This is a genomic window from Candidatus Enterococcus courvalinii (assembly GCF_017315945.1).
Lineage (GTDB): Bacteria > Bacillota > Bacilli > Lactobacillales > Enterococcaceae > Enterococcus_B > Enterococcus_B courvalinii.
On the sequence record NZ_JAFLWI010000006.1, the window covers coordinates 1 to 19,962 of the forward strand.

The 19,962-nt window shown below is 36.4% G+C and carries 20 protein-coding genes, 1 tRNA gene and 1 pseudogene; 16 read left to right on the forward strand and 6 right to left on the reverse strand.

Annotated elements, in window-relative coordinates; translation table 11 throughout:
• Positions 1-240 precede the first annotated feature (240 nt).
• Positions 241-2,175, reverse strand: coding sequence for an ABC-F family ATP-binding cassette domain-containing protein (locus JZO71_RS04310; RefSeq protein ID WP_206898371.1), 1,935 nt, complete (start codon positions 2,173-2,175; stop codon positions 241-243).
• Between the two features lie 223 nt (positions 2,176-2,398).
• Between JZO71_RS04310 and JZO71_RS04315 the strand changes: the two genes are divergently transcribed.
• A complete protein-coding gene (locus tag JZO71_RS04315) occupies positions 2,399-3,052 on the forward strand; it encodes a redox-sensing transcriptional repressor Rex (RefSeq protein WP_206898372.1) in 654 nt (217 codons plus the stop codon).
• A 239-nt stretch (positions 3,053-3,291) separates the two neighbouring features.
• Here JZO71_RS04315 and JZO71_RS04320 read toward each other — a convergent pair whose 3' ends face one another.
• Positions 3,292-3,654 (reverse strand): thioredoxin family protein, encoded by a 363-nt coding sequence (locus JZO71_RS04320; RefSeq protein WP_206898373.1) that lies wholly within the window; start codon positions 3,652-3,654, stop codon positions 3,292-3,294.
• Between the two features lie 197 nt (positions 3,655-3,851).
• Between JZO71_RS04320 and JZO71_RS04325 the strand changes: the two genes are divergently transcribed.
• On the forward strand, positions 3,852-4,808 hold the full coding sequence (locus JZO71_RS04325; protein WP_206898374.1) for a permease: 957 nt from the start codon (positions 3,852-3,854) through the stop codon (positions 4,806-4,808).
• 11 nt (positions 4,809-4,819) lie between these two features.
• The gene (locus JZO71_RS04330; protein ID WP_206898375.1) at positions 4,820-5,656 is read left to right on the forward strand and encodes a TIGR03943 family putative permease subunit; all 837 of its coding nucleotides are present in this window, start codon (positions 4,820-4,822) and stop codon (positions 5,654-5,656) included.
• Positions 5,657-6,024: 368 nt separating this feature from the next.
• Here the strand turns inward: JZO71_RS04330 and JZO71_RS04335 are convergent, their stop codons facing one another.
• Both JZO71_RS04335 and JZO71_RS04340 read right to left on the reverse strand, forming a co-directional pair.
• Complete coding sequence (locus tag JZO71_RS04335) at positions 6,025-6,510, reverse strand: threonine/serine exporter family protein (RefSeq protein ID WP_206898376.1); 486 nt, start codon at positions 6,508-6,510, stop codon at positions 6,025-6,027.
• A gap of 18 nt (positions 6,511-6,528) precedes the next feature.
• Positions 6,529-7,278 carry a threonine/serine exporter family protein gene (locus JZO71_RS04340; protein WP_206898594.1) on the reverse strand — a complete coding sequence of 250 codons (750 nt, stop codon included), beginning with the start codon at positions 7,276-7,278 and terminating at the stop codon, positions 6,529-6,531.
• Between the two features lie 120 nt (positions 7,279-7,398).
• On the opposite strand from JZO71_RS04340, the gene JZO71_RS04345 reads away from it, so the two are divergent.
• A tRNA-Gly gene (locus tag JZO71_RS04345) sits at positions 7,399-7,469 on the forward strand.
• Between the two features lie 136 nt (positions 7,470-7,605).
• Positions 7,606-8,331, forward strand: coding sequence for a DNA/RNA non-specific endonuclease (locus tag JZO71_RS04350; RefSeq protein ID WP_206898377.1), 726 nt, complete (start codon positions 7,606-7,608; stop codon positions 8,329-8,331).
• Between the two features lie 183 nt (positions 8,332-8,514).
• On the opposite strand, the gene JZO71_RS04355 is transcribed toward JZO71_RS04350, so the two are convergent.
• Positions 8,515-8,982 carry a TspO/MBR family protein gene (locus JZO71_RS04355; RefSeq protein ID WP_206898378.1) on the reverse strand — a complete coding sequence of 156 codons (468 nt, stop codon included), beginning with the start codon at positions 8,980-8,982 and terminating at the stop codon, positions 8,515-8,517.
• Positions 8,983-9,243: 261 nt separating this feature from the next.
• Between JZO71_RS04355 and JZO71_RS04360 the strand changes: the two genes are divergently transcribed.
• The 7 genes and pseudogenes from JZO71_RS04360 to JZO71_RS04385 all read left to right on the forward strand — a co-directional run bounded on the left by JZO71_RS04360 (position 9,244) and on the right by JZO71_RS04385 (position 14,377).
• Positions 9,244-9,510 (forward strand): IreB family regulatory phosphoprotein, encoded by a 267-nt coding sequence (locus JZO71_RS04360; protein WP_067481587.1) that lies wholly within the window; start codon positions 9,244-9,246, stop codon positions 9,508-9,510.
• Positions 9,507-9,938: a Holliday junction resolvase RuvX gene (gene ruvX / locus JZO71_RS04365; protein ID WP_206898379.1), complete on the forward strand. Its 432-nt coding sequence runs from the start codon at positions 9,507-9,509 to the stop codon at positions 9,936-9,938. Before JZO71_RS04360 ends, ruvX begins: the two co-directional genes overlap by 4 nt.
• Before the next feature lie 21 nt (positions 9,939-9,959).
• The gene (locus JZO71_RS04370; protein WP_067481590.1) at positions 9,960-10,271 is read left to right on the forward strand and encodes a DUF1292 domain-containing protein; all 312 of its coding nucleotides are present in this window, start codon (positions 9,960-9,962) and stop codon (positions 10,269-10,271) included.
• 143 nt (positions 10,272-10,414) lie between these two features.
• Complete coding sequence (locus JZO71_RS04375) at positions 10,415-11,329, forward strand: N-acetylmuramoyl-L-alanine amidase family protein (protein WP_206898380.1); 915 nt, start codon at positions 10,415-10,417, stop codon at positions 11,327-11,329.
• 613 nt (positions 11,330-11,942) lie between these two features.
• A pseudogene (locus JZO71_RS12585) lies at positions 11,943-12,124 on the forward strand (recombinase family protein); the annotation flags it as partial.
• Positions 12,125-12,616: 492 nt separating this feature from the next.
• On the forward strand, positions 12,617-13,597 hold the full coding sequence (locus JZO71_RS04380) for a hypothetical protein (RefSeq protein ID WP_206898381.1): 981 nt from the start codon (positions 12,617-12,619) through the stop codon (positions 13,595-13,597).
• 333 nt (positions 13,598-13,930) lie between these two features.
• Positions 13,931-14,377 carry a GNAT family N-acetyltransferase gene (locus JZO71_RS04385; RefSeq protein WP_206898382.1) on the forward strand — a complete coding sequence of 149 codons (447 nt, stop codon included), beginning with the start codon at positions 13,931-13,933 and terminating at the stop codon, positions 14,375-14,377.
• Between the two features lie 425 nt (positions 14,378-14,802).
• Here JZO71_RS04385 and rnhC read toward each other — a convergent pair whose 3' ends face one another.
• On the reverse strand, positions 14,803-15,723 hold the full coding sequence (gene rnhC / locus JZO71_RS04390; RefSeq protein ID WP_206898383.1) for a ribonuclease HIII: 921 nt from the start codon (positions 15,721-15,723) through the stop codon (positions 14,803-14,805).
• 200 nt (positions 15,724-15,923) lie between these two features.
• Between rnhC and zapA the strand changes: the two genes are divergently transcribed.
• The 4 genes from zapA (at position 15,924) to trxA (ending at position 19,845) form a co-directional block, all read left to right on the forward strand.
• Positions 15,924-16,361: a cell division protein ZapA gene (zapA, locus tag JZO71_RS04395; RefSeq protein ID WP_206898384.1), complete on the forward strand. Its 438-nt coding sequence runs from the start codon at positions 15,924-15,926 to the stop codon at positions 16,359-16,361.
• A 42-nt stretch (positions 16,362-16,403) separates the two neighbouring features.
• Positions 16,404-16,952: a CvpA family protein gene (locus JZO71_RS04400; protein WP_206898385.1), complete on the forward strand. Its 549-nt coding sequence runs from the start codon at positions 16,404-16,406 to the stop codon at positions 16,950-16,952.
• A gap of 130 nt (positions 16,953-17,082) precedes the next feature.
• Complete coding sequence (locus JZO71_RS04405) at positions 17,083-19,443, forward strand: endonuclease MutS2 (RefSeq protein ID WP_206898386.1); 2,361 nt, start codon at positions 17,083-17,085, stop codon at positions 19,441-19,443.
• 87 nt (positions 19,444-19,530) lie between these two features.
• The gene (gene trxA, locus JZO71_RS04410) at positions 19,531-19,845 is read left to right on the forward strand and encodes a thioredoxin (protein ID WP_067481710.1); all 315 of its coding nucleotides are present in this window, start codon (positions 19,531-19,533) and stop codon (positions 19,843-19,845) included.
• Positions 19,846-19,962: the final 117 nt, after the last annotated feature.

Consider the following 19,962-nt stretch of genomic DNA (forward strand, 5'->3'; position numbering starts at 1 on the left):
TTATCTATCGTGTTCCCAAAGCAGCTTCTCGAAATAACTCGCAACTGTCCAAAAACATGAAAAACTATTTTTGTCAGCTACTCATTATTTTGTCGAAGCTGACCACTTTGTGTCACAACTTTATCTATCGTGTTCCCAAAGCAGCTTCTCGAAATAACTCGCAACTGTCCAAAAACATGAAAAACTATTTTTGTCAGTTACTCATTATTTTGTCGAAGCTGACCGCTTTGCGCCACAACCTTATTCATATTCTTCCAACTCAATACTCAAGTTTTCCCAAGCAACCAATTTTTCTTCTTGCTCAGCTCGCGCATTTTCCAATTGTTGGTTCAAATCGTTTAATTTTACATGATCGTCAAGAATTTCAGGACGAACCATTTCTCCTTCTAATTGTGCAATTGTTTCATCCAATTGCGCCATTTCTTCTTCGACTTGCGTAATTTTTCGACTTAAACTACGCATCAATTTTTGTTGTTCCTTACTTTGATAGTAATTTGATTTGCTAGTGGGTGTTTCAACGACTTCTGTTTGTTCTTCTTTTGCCAAGAGTTCTGCAATTTCTTCTTCTTCCTGTTTCTTTTCCAAATAATAATCATAGTCCCCAAGGTACATCTTGCTACCATTTTCAGATAACTCAACCACCTTCGTTGCGATACGATTGATAAAGTAACGGTCATGAGAAACAAAGAGCAGGGTGCCATCGTAATCAATCAGCGCGTTTTCTAGCACTTCTTTGTTATCAATATCTAAGTGGTTTGTTGGTTCGTCCAGTATCAAAAAATTTTCTTGGTTCATTGCTAGTTTGGCTAACGCAACCCGTGCTTTTTCGCCACCACTTAATAACGGAATCGTTTTTTCAACATCTTCGCCAGAAAACAAAAAGGCACCCAATGCACTACGAATTTCTTTTTCCGGTAAAGTAGGATGTTCATCCCATAATTCTGCCAAAATGGTTTTATTTGTGTGTAAGTTTGCTTGACCTTGGTCATAATAACCAATTGTTACGTTGGTTCCAAGGTGTTGATTTCCTCGAATAAAAGGTAGTTGATGAATAATAGATTTAAGCAAAGTTGACTTGCCGATTCCATTTGGTCCAACGAGCGCAATCGCTTCTTGGCGTCGAATATCTAAATTGATGGGTTCCGATAATACTTCACCCTCGTAGCCAATTGCAGCATCTTCTACTTGTAAGACAACATTTCCAGAAGGTTTTTCTGCGTGGAAAAGAAAATGGGCTTGTTTTTCATCACCTAGAGGCCGGTCTAAGCGATCCATTTTTTCTAACGCCTTTCGACGGCTCTGGGCACGCTTGGTTGTTGATGCTCGTACAAGATTTCGAGCAACAAAGTCTTCTAGTTTGTGAATTTCTGTCTGTTGTTTCTCATAAGCTTTCCAATCACTTGCAAGTTGTTCAGCTTTTAGGTCAAGATATTTGGAATAATTTCCTTTGTAATGACGCATTTTTTGACGACTAAGCTCATATACTTCAGTGACAACCTTATCAAGAAAATAACGGTCATGTGAGACAATTAGTAAAGCGCCAGTGTAACCTTGTAAATAATTTTCTAACCAGGAAAGTGTCTCAATATCTAGGTGATTAGTGGGCTCATCGAGAATCAAGATGTCTGGATGTTGCAAAAGCATCCGAGCCAGTGCAAGACGTGTTCGCTGTCCACCGGATAAAGTATCGATTGTTTGATCGTAAAAAGAAGGATCAAATTTGAATCCATGTAAAACGGAACGAATTTCGTTTTCATAACCGTAGCCGTTTTTGTCGGAAAATTCGTGTTGTAATCGATCATACTCTTTTAAAAAGGAATCGTAAGCAGGCGTCTCAGGGACTCCTTCACTGATTGCAACCTCTAGTTCGCGCATGCGTTGTTCCATTTTGCGCACTTCTGCAAAAGCTTTTAGCATCTCATTCCAGACAGTTTCATCAGAAGATAACCCGGTGTCTTGTGCTAAATAGCCAAGTGTAGCTGTTTTATTTTTGGTAATCGCACCCTCATCTGGAGCTTCTAGACCTGCGATTATTTTTAGTAACGTTGATTTTCCAGCACCATTGCGACCAACTAAGGCAATTCGTGCGCCAGTGCTGATTTCTAAATGAATATTTTGAAACAAAACGTCCGCACCAAAATGGCGGGCGACTTGGTTGGCTTGTAATAAAATCATCGAATCCTCTTTTCTACTTTGTGAATTCTTCTAGGAATAAAAAGTAATTTTCAACTTGTAGTCTACCATAAATTCATTAAGACTGCGAGATTGGTGACAATGATAAAAAGATGAATAAAGAATAAAAATTCACAATATCCGAGCAATCAAATTGATTTTTTCCCATGGATACTGCTATGATGGGTAAATCAAAGAGAAATTAGAAACTCGTGGAGGTAAGCAAGTGAAAGATCATATAATTCCAAAGGCAACAGCAAAACGTTTGCCCTTATATTATCGTTATTTGAGAATTTTAAATAATGCTGGAAAGAAAAAAGTTTCTTCAACTGAATTAAGTGAGGCAGTCCAAGTCGACAGTGCAACGATTCGACGTGACTTTTCTTATTTTGGAGAACTAGGAAAACGTGGCTATGGGTATGACGTGGAAGATTTAATGCACTTCTTTGCTAAAACGCTAAATGATGATCAACTAACAAACGTTGCCTTGATTGGTGTCGGCAATCTAGGAAGCGCCTTGTTAAAATATAAATTCCATCAAAGTAACAGTATCCGTGTTAGCTGTGCTTTCGATGTCAATGAAGAAATCGTTGGAAGAATCGTTGACGGTATTCCCGTTTATCCGATGGATGATATGATGGAACAAATCAAGATCCAACAAATCGAGGTAGCTATTTTGACTATCCCAGCTTCAAAAGCACAAGAAGTAGTAAACCGTTTAACTGAAGCAGGAATCAAGGGAATCCTAAACTTTACCTCTGCGCGATTAAACGCGCCAGCGGATGTTTTGATTCAAAATGTGGATTTAACAAATGAATTACAGACATTGATTTATTTCCTACATTCAGATGCAACTTTAAATACAACGGATGATGAATAATCTAAATAAGGTTGTGGTGCAAAGCGGTCAGCTCCGACAAAATAATGAATAGCTGACAAAAATAGCTTTTCCTGTTTTTGGACAGCTATGAATTATTTCGAGGAGTTGCTTTGGGAACACAGTTTATTTATAAAAAAATGCTTGTGTTAAAATGAAAAATAAAACAGTTATCAATTTAAAACCACCTAAAATCCATTTATATAAACGGATTTTAGGTGGTTTTTCTATTTGAGCTATTATCACTGATCCTTTTTCCTGTTGAAAATTTCTTCATAGCTTGGTGCGTCAGTAATCTGGGTTAGCTGAGTTAAAAGGGACTCGATTTTTTTTAAGTCAATGAAACGTGCTTGACGAGCAACTTCCTTTCCTTTGTGGAAAATCAAAATCACTGGGGCTGTCAAAACTTCAAATGTACTAGCAACTTCAGGGACTTCATGAGCATCTAAATGGAAGGCAGGAAGATCGAATGAGGACAGCAACTTCTGTAGACGTGGTTCAATTGCATGACAAACACTACAATGAGGCATGGAAAGAAAAAGAACAATGGTGTCTTCCGTGTCAATGCGTTGCAACGCTTCTGATAACTGAGTTGTTTTCTTCATTCAAGTGACCTCATTTCTCATTTTTATTTTCTGTGACTAAATGTAGTCGGGAACGAGTGAATTGTCAATCAAGTTGTTTTTACAAAAAAGAAGCTAAAAGATAAGAGAATAGTAAAGTTTTTTTCTGAACTTGTAATTTTTTAAGGAAAAGCGTATATTATTTTGGCAAATGACGTTGAATGAGAAGGAGAGACAACATGTTTTCTTGGTTACCCAACTCGGTTTTGCAAATGAGCACGATTTTTTTATCAATCGTTATCGAAGCACTTCCGTTTGTTTTATTAGGTTGTATCATTTCGGGAGCATTACAAGTTTTTTTAACGCCGGAACGTGTTCGACGTTGGCTTCCTAAAAATAAATTTTTATCAATTTTAGTTGGTTCTGGATTAGGATTCTTTTTTCCTTCGTGTGAGTGCGGTATTGTGCCAATCGTTCATCAATTTGTAAAAAAAGATGTTCCGGTACCAACCGCTTTTGCTTTTATGCTGACAGCACCGATTATTAATCCAGTAGTGATTTTTTCAACATATATCGCATTCGGCAATTCTTGGAAGATGGCTGGTTGGCGTGTTCTAGGTGCTTTTTTAGTTGCTATAGTAGTAGGTATTTGGTTAGCTTATTTTCAAAAGGAAACGGTCTTGAAAGAAAAATTGATTCAAAACCAATTGAGCAAGCAACAAAAACATGTACATCATCACCATGAATTACCGATCGAAGATAAAAAAATCGGGAAAAGAAGATTTGCTAACATACATCAACTAGGTCAGCAAGTATGGCATGTGTTAACCCACGCGATTGATGAATTTTTTGATACAGGTCGCTATTTGATTATCGGTGGATTGATTGCAGCAGCGATGCAAACCTATCTACCAACACGAGTGATGTTGACTTTAGGATCGACTAAGATTTTGGCAATTGTCATCATGTTGTTACTCGCGTTTACGATGTCGTTATGTTCTGAAGCAGATGCATTTATTGGTTCTTCCTTATTAAGTCTGTTCGGCACAGCACCTGTCGTAGCATTTTTAGTTTTTGGACCAATGGTGGATATCAAAAATCTGTTGATGATGAAGCGTTACTTTAAAAGTCAATTTATCTTTGCATTGATTTGTGTCATTGCAGTTGTTGTTATAGGTTATACATTAATCATCTAGGAGGGAAAGTGATGATCCGTTTTTTAATTTTATCAGGTTATTTTGAACTGATGATGTATTTACAAGTTTCTGGCAAACTCGATCAGTACATCAATGTTCATTATCGGTATTTAGCAATCCTTTCGATGATTTTATCTGCGGTGTTAGCATTGGTTCAGCTTTATTTATGGGGGAAAAATGATCCAAATGAAGCAACAGCTGAGCATCACGATCATGACCACGGATTGACAAAACCAAGTCAGCGTTTGATTGCTTATATACTACTAGCTTTACCAATCATAGTAGGAACATTGTTTCCAACGGTTAGCTTGGATACTACGATCGTTGAAGCAAAGGGATTTAATTTTCCTGTGAGTAAAGAATCAGTAGGCGATCCGGAAATGCAGACGCAATATTTGAAGCCTGATACGAGTATTTATTTCAACCAGTCTGATTATCAAGAACAGATGAATGAGTTAAAGGAAAAATATGGGGAGCAACAAACGATTCAAATCACGGATGAAAATTATTTAGAGATTATGGAACTGATCTATAATTATCCAAGTGAATTTATTGGAAAATCAATTAGCTATGATGGGTTTGTTTATCAGACGCCCGATAAAGAAAAGCAAGATATTTTCTTGTTCCGTTTTGGTATCATCCACTGTGTAGCGGATTCTGGTGTTTTTGGGTTGTTGACGCAGATGCCCGAAGGAGCCGTTGTTAAAAATGATGAGTGGTATCATGTGGAAGGTGTGATTCAGTCTGAATATTATCAACCATTTAAGCGAGATATTCCGACTGTACATGTGACGACTGCGAAGAAAGTGGCTGCGCCACAAAATCAATATGTGTATCGTTCTTTTTAGGAAGAGGAAAAGGTTGTGGCTTCAAGCGGTTAGCTCCGAAAAAATAATGAGCCACTAACCAAAATAGCTTTTCCTATTTTGGGACAGTTATGAATTATTTTGAGGAGTTGCTTGAGGGAACACCGTGGGTAAGGTTGCGGCTTCAAACATTTAGCTTTAAGCAATAAGGAAACTTTTTTTAAATAGTTTCCCTATATCTTAGCGCAGTTGTGAATGATGTGAAGGCGTTAGTTTTTGCATATCGAAGTATTGTAGGGCAAAGTATTCTATTTCATTCATCAAGCTCTCTTTCTCAAATATCTCCGTATTCGTTACAAAATAGAATCACTTGCAAAAAAGAAGTCGAGACGATGTTGTCCCGACTTCTTTTATTTTTTTGTTAAAAACTTTTTTTTGCGTTTATTGATCATAGAATCACGCTTTAATTTAAAGTTTCGAATATTGTGATTAAAAACTTCAGATAAAACTAGACCTAAGGCAATTGCACCAGCAATCATAATCGCTTGTACCGCATAAGTAATTGCTTCTTGATAGGAACCAGTGACTAGGTTTCGGACAGCTTGATAAGCTAATCCTCCAGGAACCAGTGGAACCATTCCAGGGATATTAAAAATGGTGACCGGCATCTTGAACTTTTTGGAAAAAACATCACTAATAAAGGCAACCCCTAACGAACCAAGTAAGGACCCAAATGCAGCGTTGCCTCCAAAGGTAATCGTGACCCAGTAGATCATCCAGCCAAGTGCGCCAGAAAAGCCACACCAAATTAATGCACTTCGTGGCACGTTTGTGATAATAGCAAACGCCGCCGTTGCTAAAAAACTAAAAGAAAATTGTATAAGTATCGTCCACATGGGTAGGCTCCTTTTCGATTAAAAAAGTTGAAAGATAAAAGCGATGGCAAAGCCAATCATAGTAGCCGTCATCATTGCTTCTGTTCCGCGAGATACACCGGAAAGATAATGACCAGCTAGTAAATCGCGAATGGCATTGGTAATTTGAACCCCAGGCACTAAGGGCATGACACATCCGATAATAATCAAATCTTGATTGATCCCGATGTTTAGTCGAACACTAAGGATGGCTGCTAACCCAATAAATAAAGAAGAAAAAAATTCTGAAAGAAATTTTATCCTGAAAAATTTTAAGCTATATAAATAAATAGCATATCCTATACCGCCGATAAGGAATGCAGTGGGGAAATCAGCTAATTCGCCACCAAATAAAACCATAATAGTTGCACTGATTACAGCTGCACTAAAAATTTGTAGCCATACAGGGAAAAAGAAACGTTCTTTATAAATGCTTTGTAAAGCGTCATAAAGTTCGGATAATGTTAATTCTTTAGCTACATAGCGTCGAGACAGATCGTTTACTTTGACGACTTTTTCAAGATTGATGGAACGATTGGTGATTTGTTCCATTCGAATAGTTGAAGTTCGATCAATTCCAATAAACAATCCAGTTTGTGTGACATAACTAACTAGACGATAGTTGCCAGAAGCTAAAGCTATTCGGCTCATCGTATCTTCTACCCGGTACATTTCGGCGTTGCTTTCCATCATGATTTTACCTGCAAGTAAACAAGTATCAAGTAATAAATTCAATTCTTTTTCCGACATGCCATCTTCTCCATTGTTCATTTATTGCTTTCATTTTACTACAAAAAACAGAAATGAAGTAAAAAAGTGGATGAAAAAAGCTTGAGCAACGCAAAAAAGAGGCGTATACTTTTTAGTAATGCGGGTGTAGTTTAGTGGTAAAATCCCAGCTTCCCAAGCTGATGTCGCGAGTTCGATTCTCGTCACCCGCTTAATACAGAGAACGTGCTTTTATAGTCGAGAAGACCGTAGAAGCACGTTTTTTTTGTTTGAAAATAAAAAGAGAGTTTCTAAAAAGGGGAACGTATGTTAAAGTTTAGAAGGATTTGTGAGAAAAGGAGTAGATAAATGAGTAAAAAAAACACTAAGACTATTATGGGTGTTGTCATCGCGATTTTAGCAGGCGCTTTTGGCATTTCGACAACGCAAAATGATTCGGATATTTTTCAACAAATCACTGCAATTTTTGATTCGGCGCCACAAGCAGCAAGGTTAGCAGATGTTCCTGAATATGACGGTAAGCATCAAGAAATCGAAATCAATCATAATCAACCTGATTTTTCTCCAACAGATCTTAGTTTAAACAAAGGGGTCTGGGAAAAATATTCTGAGGTGGATCATTTAAATCGAGTGGGTGCAGCAAATGCAATGTTAGGAAAAGAGTTGTTTCCAACAGAAAAAAGAGAACCTCTTTATGTGAATCCAACTGGTTGGAAACAAAAAAAATTAACTGACGGACAATGGTTATACAATCGTAGTCACTTAATTGGCTTCCAGTTAACTGGTCAAAATAATAACATTAAAAATTTGATGACAGGGACGCGCTCACTAAACACGCCTTATATGTTGGCACATGAAAATGATATTGCTGCATATATCAAAGAAACAAATTACCACGTGCGTTACCGAGTGACACCTTATTTTGAAGAGAGTGAGTTAGTAGCGCGGGGTGTTCAATTAGAAGCACAAAGTATTGAAGATTCTAAGTTGAAGTTCAATGTTTTTATTTATAACGTTCAGGACGGCTACACGATCAATTACCAAACAGGTCAATCTGTTAAGAGTAAGAAATAAGCAAAGAATGGTAAAGTACACAACTCTTTGGAGTAATCATCTGTGCTTTTTGATAGAGAAGTACACAAATAATCGGGTCAAGAAACTTTGCTTTATTGAAAGAAATCTGTTTTGCAATAATGGGTCACCAAAAAAGAGAGTGTGCGACAAAAAATTGTCATCACACTCTCTTTTTCGAAAAAATTAATTTAAAATAGCCAACCCAAAAGAAAGATAGGTTGCATAAGCAATCCAAATCAAGTACGGAATGAAGCAAATAGCTGCGCCTTTAGATATACTACGAAATTCACGAATACTGAAAATAATTGTAAGGAGTAGAAATAGACTAATAAGTGAAGCAACCCAAAAGTATGATCCGCCGAAGAAAAGAATGCTCCAAATAAAATTAAGTACCAGTTGAACACCAAAAAGAACGGAAGCAAGTGTTTTCTTTTTAGCACTTTTGCTGTCAATCACTAGAAATAACGCTAGACCAATCAATGCATAAAGTACAGTCCAAATGATTCCGACTATATTTCCTGGTGGTGCCAAAAATGGCTTATTTAACTGAGCATAGATAGCGGGAATATCACCAGCAAAAAATCCTGATACAGATCCTATCAATTCTACACCAACGATGCAAGCAAGCAATTTAAAAAATCTATTTAGCATATCGTCCCTCCTTTACTATTTGAAGTTTTCATGTACCTCATGTACGCTCTATTTATTAGTATAGTGAGAATGATTCGTAAAAGAAAAAAAGATGCTCAAGAAAAATAATCTAATGTTAGGAAAATCATGTTCTATTGATTCGGAAGATTTTCTAAAGCCAAGAGATTGACAACTTACAAAATTTGTAAGTTTTGTCTTTTTCTAGTAAAATGAGTGTGGATAAGGTAGAATGAATACCTTGTGGGAAAGAGGTGTAGAATCATGGGTTTTACAGATGAAACCGTACGTTTTGATTTTGATGATAATCGCAAAAAAGAAGTCGGTGAAACATTAGCAATCGTTTATCGGGCTTTGGAAGAAAAGGGCTACAATCCTATTAACCAGATTGTTGGCTATTTACTTTCTGGAGACCCGGCCTACATTCCTCGTTATCGTGACGCACGAAACTTAATCAGACGTCATGAGCGCGATGAAATTATGGAAGTAATTGTTAAAGATTATCTTTCAAATCATGGAGTGAATTTATGAGAGTAATGGGCTTAGACGTTGGCTCAAAAACAGTTGGCATCGCAGTAAGCGATCCATTCGGTTGGACTGCCCAAGGTGTAGAAATTATTCGAATTGATGAGGCAGCTGGCGAATTTGGTTTTGATCGACTAAAAGAATTGGTCACTGAATATGAAGTGGATCGATTTGTTGTAGGATTGCCCAAAAATATGAATAACTCAATTGGTCCAAGAGCAGAAGCTTCCATGGCTTATGGAGAAAAAATCAAAGAACTATTTTCTTTACCGGTCGAATTTCAAGATGAACGACTAACAACAGTTCAAGCTGAACGCATGTTAGTGGAACAAGCAAATACGTCACGAGCAAAAAGAAAAAAAGTAATTGATAAATTAGCCGCAGTCATGATTTTACAAAACTATCTTGACGGTTCGGGTAAACAACTATTTTAGAAAATGAAAAGAGGAATTGATATGACAGAACATAATCATTCACACGATCATGACCATGAAGGACATGAGCACATCACATTGGTTGATGATCAAGGAAACGAAACACTTTATGAAATCTTATTGACAGTTGATGGACAAGAAGAATTCGGTCGCAACTACGTACTATTATACCCAGCTGGGGCTTCAGAAGATGAAGATGTTGAGTTACAAGCTTATGCTTACATCGAAAACGAAGACGGTACAGAAGGCGAATTGCAACAAATCGAAACAGACGCTGAATGGGATATGATTGAAGAAGTTTTCAATACATTCATGGCGGAAGAAGAAGAGTAATCCAAAAAGATGTTCCTAATTTAGGAACATCTTTTTATTTTGCAAAAAAATCAAAAGAATTTTGTTAGCCCATCAACAATTGAACATTTAAGTTCCTTTTAAGCTTCACTTCTTACACTGACCATAACGAGGTGAGTGAGAAGATGAAAAAAATATGTAGCTTATTTTTAGTAATGGGTGTCTTGTTCTTTGTTGCTAAATTTTTGGGAATATTTGAACAAAAAACAACAGCTGAACAAACAGGAAGCACTCAAACAACTGAAACGAAAGCAACCAGCACCACAACAAGTAATCGTGAAACGTTTAAGCAAATCAAAATTGGGAAAGAAGATACTACGTTATATGCTGATGAAGAATTAACGACGAGACTCGAGACAATCAATGGCGGGGAACTGACCGAGTATCTTTCCGAAGCAGGCGACAGTTATCAAATAAAAACAAACGCAGGGACAACAGGTTATTTAGCAAAAACGGCTGGAACAGTCCTTACACAAGAAACACAAAGCCAGCCAACCAGTTTATCTGACGCGGTGATTGTCCTTGATCCAGGACATGGTGGTGAGGATGTCGGCGCACTGAGTAATGACGAACAAGTCGAAGAAAAGACGATTACGTTAAGTACAGCCAAAAAAATAAAAGCAGCTTTAGAGGCAGAAGGAGCAACCGTTTATTTGACACATGAGACAGATGACTTCATTCAACTCGGTGAAATCTGTACATTCAGCGAAGAAAAATCAGCGGATGTCTTTATTAGTTTACACGCTGATTCAACAGAAATTGCCAATGAAGCCACAGGAATCACCACTTATTACTATTACGAGAGAAATGAGGAGCTAGCGCAAACGATTGCTGATGGTTTTTCTGAATTGCCCTTGAATTCTCGTGGAATCACTTATGGTAATTATCAAGTCTTACGAGAAAATCTTCAACCAGCGATTTTGGTGGAAATGGGGTATATGAATAATGACTCTGACTTGGCTGAACTAGTAACGGATGATTACCAAGAAAAATTTGCAGAAAGCTTGACTAACTCATTAATTGCTTATTTTAATGAGTAACAATTGCCAGTAAAGAAAAAATAAATGTAGACTGACTCGTAGCGCGTTTGATTCAGACTGTAGATGGGGTACATGGAATCTATCACCAATGAAAATGGGCAACAAAAAACAGTTATTTCATTAGAAAAAGCAACTCCTTCTTTAAAAAACACTTCTTTAAATCCCTCTGGATTGGATCGCTATTGATTGGTATCGCATTATCTGGTACTGCTGTATCAGGAGACAGAATGAGAGCAAATCAAGCAACTGGTTCTGGAAGCTATAATCGAAATTATTTTTTATATCCTTTAATCGTTTGTGTTCCCTTCTTTATTCTACACAGTTTTTTTAACAACATTTGAAAACTTACTTATGACACATGACAAAAAGAGAAAGTGACCTCTAGTAATTTGAATTGCTAGGGGTCCTTTCTTTTTTTGCTAGAATATAATATTTTTATCTTTCTTTTGGTGTGCATTAAGATATGTTGGGGAAAAACGAGATTTGTGACAATAAAAATTAAATATTTTCTATAAATTAGCCAAAAATTTCGTTAGCATTCTTTCCAATGAACAAGCTCTCTTTTTTGCCACTTTTGATACTGGATCTTTGCCACTTCAAAACGGAGAAAACGGCTGGCCGGTATAATGGAAGACTAATTGAATATTCTCATGATTCACCAAACCCACAAAGGCGATTAGTTTTCAAAATGGTGGTAGATATGTTAACGAAGAAGTTCCTGTTACAGAGATTGCCAAAGAAAATGGAATTTATCGACCAACTATCTATAAAATAAAAGAAGCGAATGATTTGTAGTGTTATTCAACGTTCATTCGCTTTTATACCGTGCATTTTCGTTTCTATGTTCCATATACCCCTAGACAAAGACTTTAGTTATCTTCGTTCTAAAAAAAGATAACTGAAACCTTTGGCTGTTTTTTCCTATCTGTCAAAAGTCGCTTAATCGTTTCTTCATTTTTTGTATATCCTTAGACAAAAAGTGTACCTTGGAGAAATCTAAAAGTATTGTTATTCTTTTTATGTGTTATCTATTTTGAAGTAGCTTTGACCTTTGATTTTACAAAATTTGTCCTTCACATAAAAGCCGATACTTCATAATTGTTATACGCAATAATTTTTGTTTATCATACTTATTAACGACAATAGGCATGATAGACAGATTGTTAGTAGTCGAGCCATAAAGGTATCGGTTTTTTGGAAAAGTTTAGAGAGTGGAGATGTCCTTTTTCATGATACAGTTATCTACTGCCATAATGATTTTAAATAAAAAATTAGGAGAAAAAAACGATGTTTAAGCAAAAATTGCTGAAGTTCGAGGATGCTTGGGAGATTGTGGATCAAGAACCAACAGTATGGGAATTTATAGAAATCAAAAATGATTCTTTCTACTACAAAATAAATCAGGAAGAACTGTTTCTAAGTAGTTTTAAAAGTAAGAATCTACCGTCATCTCCTTATACATTAACGTTTTTGGGTAAAGTACTGACAAAGTTGAGTCCTTTAGCGAATATCATGTCACGACGCCCAGGAACAGAAGAAGTTACTTTTTATGTTTTACTTAATTCACCACAGTCGGGCTTTTTTGGGAAAAAAGCAGACAAAAAAATGTTAGAGGTTGCCGCTCCACCTCTTGTTTGGAGGAGACAACAAATCCAAGAAGGAATAAGGCAAAAAATAAAAGAGTACATAGAAAAGAATGAATCTTTTTTCTTTCTTGATATTGGTTCAGGGGCGGGCTTTGATAGCCTTGAGATTGAGCGTCTAATACATAGAATCAACGAATTAACAAATAATTGCTTTAATAAACCTTATGAAAGTCTAAATATTGATATTGATTCAAAATGGTTGAAAAATAATCAATTAATAGCAGAAAAATTATTTGGTTCGAATCATTTTATAACAAGAGAAAATATGTCTATTTTTGATTTTTGGGAAAAATATCCAAAGGCAACGCTCAGACGATATGATCATTTAATTATTTCTTGTAATGGTTTTGCGGAATTTTTATCTGACATGGAACTTCGAAATCTCTATGAAAAAATATTTCTGTTTACACAGACATTTGACGGAAATGTTGATATTATCTTGCCTTTTGCGAATAAAAATAAAAAACAAGAATCTCTTGGACATAAGATTCGCTTTAAATTCAAGGCAAAAGAAAAGCAGGAGATAATTAATATGATCAAAGAAATTTTTAAAAATTACAAAGTGACGTATTGCGAGAAATATAGCCACATTGTCATGACTGTGCAAAAAGATAATGATTAATTGAATACATCAAGAGCATAAAATCCAATTCATAGCTTAACGGATAGAATCTGGATTTTATGCTCTTCTCAATTGTTCTAGTCAATTTTTTACGATCAATTTCAAGGTGGAAATATCAGTGAGAAACAAAGGATTAATTTTCTCGAATGCTAAATACCGTTTTTCTGAGCATTGTTTACCTAGGAAGATATGTAGCATTAAGCTCGAATAGCTTATACTTAAAGGAAGCACCAGAAAATTACTTGAAGAAGAACTGAAGACATTCAGCGAAGGTTCAGTAGCTACAATAAGTGCAATTGCAAAAGAAAATATTTTTTGTGAAGGAGTGTTCGAATGAATTTATTACTTAAAGAGGTCGACGAATCTAATTGGCGGGACGTTATTGCGCTGTCTGTTTCAGATAATCAAGTAAATTTTATAGAAACGAATGCCACTTCTTTACTGGAAGCAGCCTATGATGTATCACTGGGGTGGCGACCATTAGCCATGTATGACGGCCAGAAGCTTGTTGGTTTTTCGATGATTGGTGCTAAAAAGGACCAGGCTATGTGGTTAGACCGATTGATGGTTGAAGCGGGCTCGCAGGGAAAAGGCTATGGTAGTTTATTTTTGTCTTTACTTATTGACTTAATGAAAGAACAATATGCTGTTGAGCGTATTTATCTAAGTGTGCATGATGAAAATGAAAAGATCATCCCTTATTATCAACGCTTTGGATTTGTTGATAGTCAAAGGTATGATCCAGAAAATGGTGAACGAATCATGTATTTAGATATGTAGGTTAAGACAGCCGAATTTTATTTACTTTTTTGTTAGCTTTTTGATAACAAGTACCAATGTTAGAATCGCTAACACAACTATCAGGAAGGCAAACAACACTTCTAATAACAAACCTACTTTGACGATCAAATCCCCCATGGGTAGTCTCCTCCTTTCTCTAACAAATGAATGGCTAAATGAGCATTTGTCTCTGTTTATACCTGAAATAGTGATACTATGTAGAAAACAAAAGTTCTTGTTCAGTCAGTAGAAGAGTATAAGAACTTTTGATTTGTTTTTCTCTTATCTATTGTTTAGAAATTCAATCGATTCCGAATTTTTACGTAGAAAGTTTCAATTTTGTCCCCACAAAAGGTTGCTGTGTGAAAAGTAATCCTTGTGGGGATTTTTGTTTGTTCAGTATTTTCAAAAGTTTAATAGGATAATCAAATGAGTTTTTGTGCTTTTTGCGTATTAGCAAAATGGAGCTTTGCATAATTGGCTAATAAAGGGAGCCCACCTTTTTTTAAAACACGCGCTGCTACAACATCTGATTTTGAACCAGCACCAGACGGTAAGGTTATTCCAAGTTCAGCAGAAGCTTTATCCAGCTCTTCTAAAAAGCTTGCACGACTAATGATAGAAGCTGCAGCAACTGCTAGATGATATTGTTCGCCTTTTGTTACAAAATATAGCTTTTCTTGAATTTTATTTTTTTCTAGCCGTGCGTATTTGTTGAAATTTGCTTCAGGCGTAAATTGATCGATCAAAATTGCTTCAGGCTTGGTTGGTGAAATTTTTTGTAAAAGCAAATAAATTGCCTGGTTATGCAAAGCAACCTTCATCCTAACAGCATTATATTCAGGTTGTATTTCATTATATTTTTTTGGTGTAAGTACCAACAATTGATAAGGAATGGTTTTCTTCAAAACTTTTGCTAACTGAATGATTTGAGCATCTTTCAGTTCTTTTGAATCTCTGACACCTAAGTTTTTCAAAATTTCTAAGTGTTTTCGATCAACGTAAGCGGCACAGACAGTGACGGGTCCAAAATAGCTTCCGTTCCCCACTTCATCACTGCCTAGGACGGAAAGCTGGCTAATATTATTGGGGAGTGAAGAGGAACTTCTACTATTCGTTTTTTTTACAGGTGATGACATATTAGGGGATCCCCAACGACTTGCTTCTTGCTCGGCGTTTGCGCCTTGAAACATGACTTTTCCAGAAGTATAAGCAGTGATTGTTGTACCGTTTTTTTTAGCAGAGAAAGTTGTATAAGGGATTTTTTTTTGCAGTAAGTTTACTTGATAAGCATTCTTCATTTCATTCATTTTTGATTCAGAAACTTTGATTATTACATTACTCATTTTAGTCCTCCACTATTTGCTGTGATCATGAGATTTTGATTCATTGACAGGATTAAGGTGTCCCTGATGAGACATAGCATTTTTTAAAATTTTATCATATAATAGTAAAGTATGTTTAAGAAAAATGTGCGAAGTACACACGTATAAAAACTTCGTGGTACACTAAATAGGAATTTTATTATGGGAAGGAAATGGTTCGTATGGCGCATGAAAAAACACGCTATAAAGCAGTGATTGCTAATCAGACGTATACGATCATTGGTCGCGAAACGAAGCATCATATGGATATCGTTACAAAATTAGTAAATGACCAATTGATGGAGTTAAAACAATTATCGCCACAGATGGATAACGAACAAGCCGCAATTTTAATGGCGGTCAATGCGCTTTCGGATCAATTGAAGAAGCAAGAGAGACTCTTGGAATTGAATGAAGAAGTTGCGCAATTGAAGAAAAAAATGATTAAGTTTACTGAGTTAGAAAATCGTGTGAAACGGATGGAAGCTATCGAGAATGAAGCACGTGAAGTTTTGAAAGAAAATGGTCAACCTGATCGTGAAATCAAAAATCCTGTTGAAGCACAACAGATTTTGAACGAGAAGCGTAAGGGCCAAATCAAGCAGAAGTCTTCTACTTAAACAGAAGTTTTTGAGTAGAGCTAGAGGAGAAAGGAACATGGCATGCTAAGTTTATTGATTATTCTTTTTTTACTGATTGCCTTTTTTTCTGGTGCGAAAAGAGGATTTGCTTTACAAGTTGTCTATACTGTTGGCTACTTGGTATCCTTTCTTGTCGCGCAACATTTTTATAAGCAGTTAGCGAATCATTTGGAATTATACATTCCTTATCCGGCTGTAACGCCAACATCGAAGTTGGTCTTTTTTGATCAAACGATTTCTTTTAGTTTAGATCAAGCATTTTATGCAGGTATCGCATTTCTTCTTATTTTAATGGCAGGGTGGTTGATTACACGTTTTGTTGGCATTTTTGCTCACAGTCTAACCTACTTACCAGTGTTGAAGCAAGTCGATTGGTTAGCCGGTGGTCTTTTGTCAGTTGTTGTAACTTTTGTCATGATTTTCTTGCTTTTAAGCTTGCTTTCATTTGTCCCTGCAGATTTTATCCAAAACCAATTTAGAAATAGTGGACTTGCCCGATATATTGTTGAAAATACACCAATATTAACAAATAAAATCTATGATTTATGGGTTACGAGAGTGATTGGATAAGGTTGTGGCGCAAAGCGTTCAGCTTCAAGCAAAATGTAGCTAGTTGTATCTAAGTTGAAAAATGTGAACAGTCTGGGGGACTAATTGATCCCAGACTCCTTTTTATAGTTAAAGTGAAGTAGGTGAAAAAATGAATAAGCGAATTTTAGAAACATTAGAATTTGAAAAAGTAAAACAGATGATCCAGCAATTTGTTGTGACAGCTCAAGGAAAAGAAGAGCTTGCGCGATTAGTTCCAGAAAATCAATTGACAAAGATTAGTAATGCGCTTCAAGAAACAGAAGATGGGCTAAAAGTGCAACGATTACGCGGGGGGACTCCAATTCCCAAATTAGAAAATATTCGACCACATATGAAACGAATTGAAATTGGTGCGGATCTGAATGGAGTGGAGCTGGCACAGGTTTCTCGTGTGTTATCTACAACGAGTGAATTAACCCGTTTCATCGATGATTTAAAAGACAGTGAGATTGCGTTTAATCGTTTGTACATGTGGGCAGATCAATTAGTAACCATCCCTGCTTTAAGCCGTCGACTAAAAGAAGCAATTGATGAAGATGGCCGAGTAACAGATGATGCTTCGCCAGAATTAAAAATTATTCGTCAAAATATTCGTCGCAGTGAACAAACGGTCCGGGAACAATTAGATAGCATCGTACGTGGAAAAAATGCCAAGTATTTAAGTGATGCAATTATTACTATGCGTAATGATCGTTATGTTATTCCTGTTAAGCAAGAGTACCGTGGTGTTTTTGGCGGCGTTGTACATGACCAAAGTGCCTCAGGACAAACCTTATTTGTTGAGCCTAAGCAAATCGTTGATTTAAATAATCGGTTACGTCAATATCAGATTGCGGAACGAAATGAAGTGCAACGAATCTTAAGTGAATTGTCTGCAGAATTAGTCCCACATCGTCAAGAAATCATTCATAATGCGTATGTTATCGGACAACTGGACTTGATGAATGCAAAAGCACGATTTGGGAAAGAAATCAAAGCAATCGTGCCAACAATCAGTGACGAAAATTTTGTTGTTTTGAAACAAGCACGTCATCCTTTGATTGATCAAGAAAAAGTGGTGCCAAATGATATTTCCATTGGGGAAGGTTATCAGGCAATTGTTATCACTGGACCAAATACTGGTGGGAAAACAATCACGTTGAAAACACTTGGATTACTTCAATTAATGGGACAAGCAGGTCTTCCGATTCCAGCTGATGAAGAAAGCCAAATCGGTATTTTTGAAGAGATCTTTGCGGATATTGGAGATGAACAATCCATCGAACAAAGTCTTTCTACTTTTTCTTCCCATATGACAAACACTGTAGAAATCTTGTCAAAAGTGAATGAAAAAAGTTTGGTGCTTTTCGATGAATTAGGTGCTGGGACAGATCCACAAGAAGGGGCAGCCCTTGCGATCTCAATCTTGGATGACTTGGGTAAAAAGTCTGCCTATGTTATGGCAACGACTCACTACCCTGAATTAAAAATTTATGGTTATAATCGAGCAAATACCATTAATGCGAGTATGGAGTTCAATGTTGATACTTTGAGTCCGACCTATCGTTTATTGATTGGAGTTCCGGGTCGAAGTAACGCGTTTGAGATTTCCAGCCGCTTAGGATTATCATCAGAAGTAATTGATGAAGCGAAACAATTGATGGATGACGAAAGCCAAGATTTAAACGAAATGATTTCTGATCTGGAAACACGTCGAAAAATGGCTGAAACGGAATATTTAGAAATGCGCCATTATGTTGAAGAAGCAGAAGCACTTCAAGCAAACTTGAAAGAAGCATATAGTTATTTCTTTGAAGAACGCGAAAAAGAATTGGAAAAAGCGAAGAAAAAAGCAAATGAAGTGGTTTCTGAAGCGGAAGAAAAAGCAGAGAAAATCATTGCTGATATTCGCAAAATGCAACAACAAATTGGACAAACTAATGTGAAAGAACACCAGTTGATTGATGCTAAATCACAATTAGCTGACTTACATCAAGAAGAAACCCTTAGAAAAAACAAAGTATTACGCAAAGCAAAACAACAGAAGACTTTAAAAGTAGGCGACGAAGTTTTAGTTACTACTTATGGCCAAAGAGGAACTTTGTTGAAGAAAAATGGAAATCAATGGCAAGTTCAAATTGGCATTTTGAAAATGAATGTGTCAGAAGAAGAATTAACACCCGTTGCGCCTGAAAAAGAACCAAAACAACGAGTAGTTCATGCTGTCCGTTCTGAATCAAGTAGTCATGTGCCAAATCAGTTAGATTTACGGGGAAAACGTTATGAAGAAGCGTTAAACGAAGTGGATCAATACTTGGATTCAGCGATTTTAGCTGGTTATCCACAAGTGACGATCGTTCATGGAAAAGGAACTGGCGCGTTGCGTCAGGGAATCACGGAGTATTTAAAAAATCACCGTAGTGTAAAAAGTTTTGAGTTTGCACCTGCAAATCAAGGTGGAAATGGTGCAACAATTGTTAAATTTAAGTAAGACTTACTAATGGTAAGCAAATTATTCGATGGATTGGGCTGTAGGTGTTATACTAGCCAGAGATTAATAAAAACGGAGGTCTTTTTTATGTCACGTGAAATCACAGATCAAACATTTAGCCAAGAAACAGACAAAGGATTAGTTTTAATCGACTTTTGGGCAACTTGGTGTGGCCCTTGTCGAATGCAAGCACCGATACTAGAACAATTACAAGAAGAATATGATGAAGACGAATTCCGCATTGTCAAAATGGATGTTGACGAAAATCCTGAAACACCACAACAATTCGGAATCATGAGTATTCCAACACTACTTTTGAAAAAAGATGGTCAAGTAGTAGAAAAAGCAGTGGGCGTTCATTCAAAAGAACAATTGCGTCAAATGGTTGACCAATACTTATAAGAAGTAAACATCAAAATGAACAATTGTAAGAGGTCGGCAAATAGTCGGCCTCTTCTTTTTGATGTTAATCGATAAAAGGGGAACTTTTGTTCTTGACAATCGTGTTATAATAAATAA

What these genes read in the sequence shown, in the direction of transcription:
- JZO71_RS04310 (WP_206898371.1), bottom strand. Translation starts at nt 2,175, where the DNA reads ATGATTTTATTACAAGCCAACCAAGTCGCCCGCCATTTTGGTGCGGAC.
- JZO71_RS04320 (WP_206898373.1), bottom strand. Translation starts at nt 3,654, where the DNA reads ATGAAGAAAACAACTCAGTTATCAGAAGCGTTGCAACGCATTGACACG.
- JZO71_RS04325 (WP_206898374.1), top strand. Translation starts at nt 3,852, where the DNA reads ATGTTTTCTTGGTTACCCAACTCGGTTTTGCAAATGAGCACGATTTTT.
- JZO71_RS04330 (WP_206898375.1), top strand. Translation starts at nt 4,820, where the DNA reads ATGATCCGTTTTTTAATTTTATCAGGTTATTTTGAACTGATGATGTAT.
- JZO71_RS04335 (WP_206898376.1), bottom strand. Translation starts at nt 6,510, where the DNA reads ATGTGGACGATACTTATACAATTTTCTTTTAGTTTTTTAGCAACGGCG.
- JZO71_RS04340 (WP_206898594.1), bottom strand. Translation starts at nt 7,278, where the DNA reads ATGTCGGAAAAAGAATTGAATTTATTACTTGATACTTGTTTACTTGCA.
- JZO71_RS04350 (WP_206898377.1), top strand. Translation starts at nt 7,606, where the DNA reads ATGAGTAAAAAAAACACTAAGACTATTATGGGTGTTGTCATCGCGATT.
- JZO71_RS04355 (WP_206898378.1), bottom strand. Translation starts at nt 8,982, where the DNA reads ATGCTAAATAGATTTTTTAAATTGCTTGCTTGCATCGTTGGTGTAGAA.
- JZO71_RS04360 (WP_067481587.1), top strand. Translation starts at nt 9,244, where the DNA reads ATGGGTTTTACAGATGAAACCGTACGTTTTGATTTTGATGATAATCGC.
- ruvX (WP_206898379.1), top strand. Translation starts at nt 9,507, where the DNA reads ATGAGAGTAATGGGCTTAGACGTTGGCTCAAAAACAGTTGGCATCGCA.
- JZO71_RS04370 (WP_067481590.1), top strand. Translation starts at nt 9,960, where the DNA reads ATGACAGAACATAATCATTCACACGATCATGACCATGAAGGACATGAG.
- JZO71_RS04375 (WP_206898380.1), top strand. Translation starts at nt 10,415, where the DNA reads ATGAAAAAAATATGTAGCTTATTTTTAGTAATGGGTGTCTTGTTCTTT.
- JZO71_RS04380 (WP_206898381.1), top strand. Translation starts at nt 12,617, where the DNA reads ATGTTTAAGCAAAAATTGCTGAAGTTCGAGGATGCTTGGGAGATTGTG.
- JZO71_RS04385 (WP_206898382.1), top strand. Translation starts at nt 13,931, where the DNA reads ATGAATTTATTACTTAAAGAGGTCGACGAATCTAATTGGCGGGACGTT.
- rnhC (WP_206898383.1), bottom strand. Translation starts at nt 15,723, where the DNA reads ATGAGTAATGTAATAATCAAAGTTTCTGAATCAAAAATGAATGAAATG.
- zapA (WP_206898384.1), top strand. Translation starts at nt 15,924, where the DNA reads ATGGCGCATGAAAAAACACGCTATAAAGCAGTGATTGCTAATCAGACG.
- JZO71_RS04400 (WP_206898385.1), top strand. Translation starts at nt 16,404, where the DNA reads ATGCTAAGTTTATTGATTATTCTTTTTTTACTGATTGCCTTTTTTTCT.
- JZO71_RS04405 (WP_206898386.1), top strand. Translation starts at nt 17,083, where the DNA reads ATGAATAAGCGAATTTTAGAAACATTAGAATTTGAAAAAGTAAAACAG.
- trxA (WP_067481710.1), top strand. Translation starts at nt 19,531, where the DNA reads ATGTCACGTGAAATCACAGATCAAACATTTAGCCAAGAAACAGACAAA.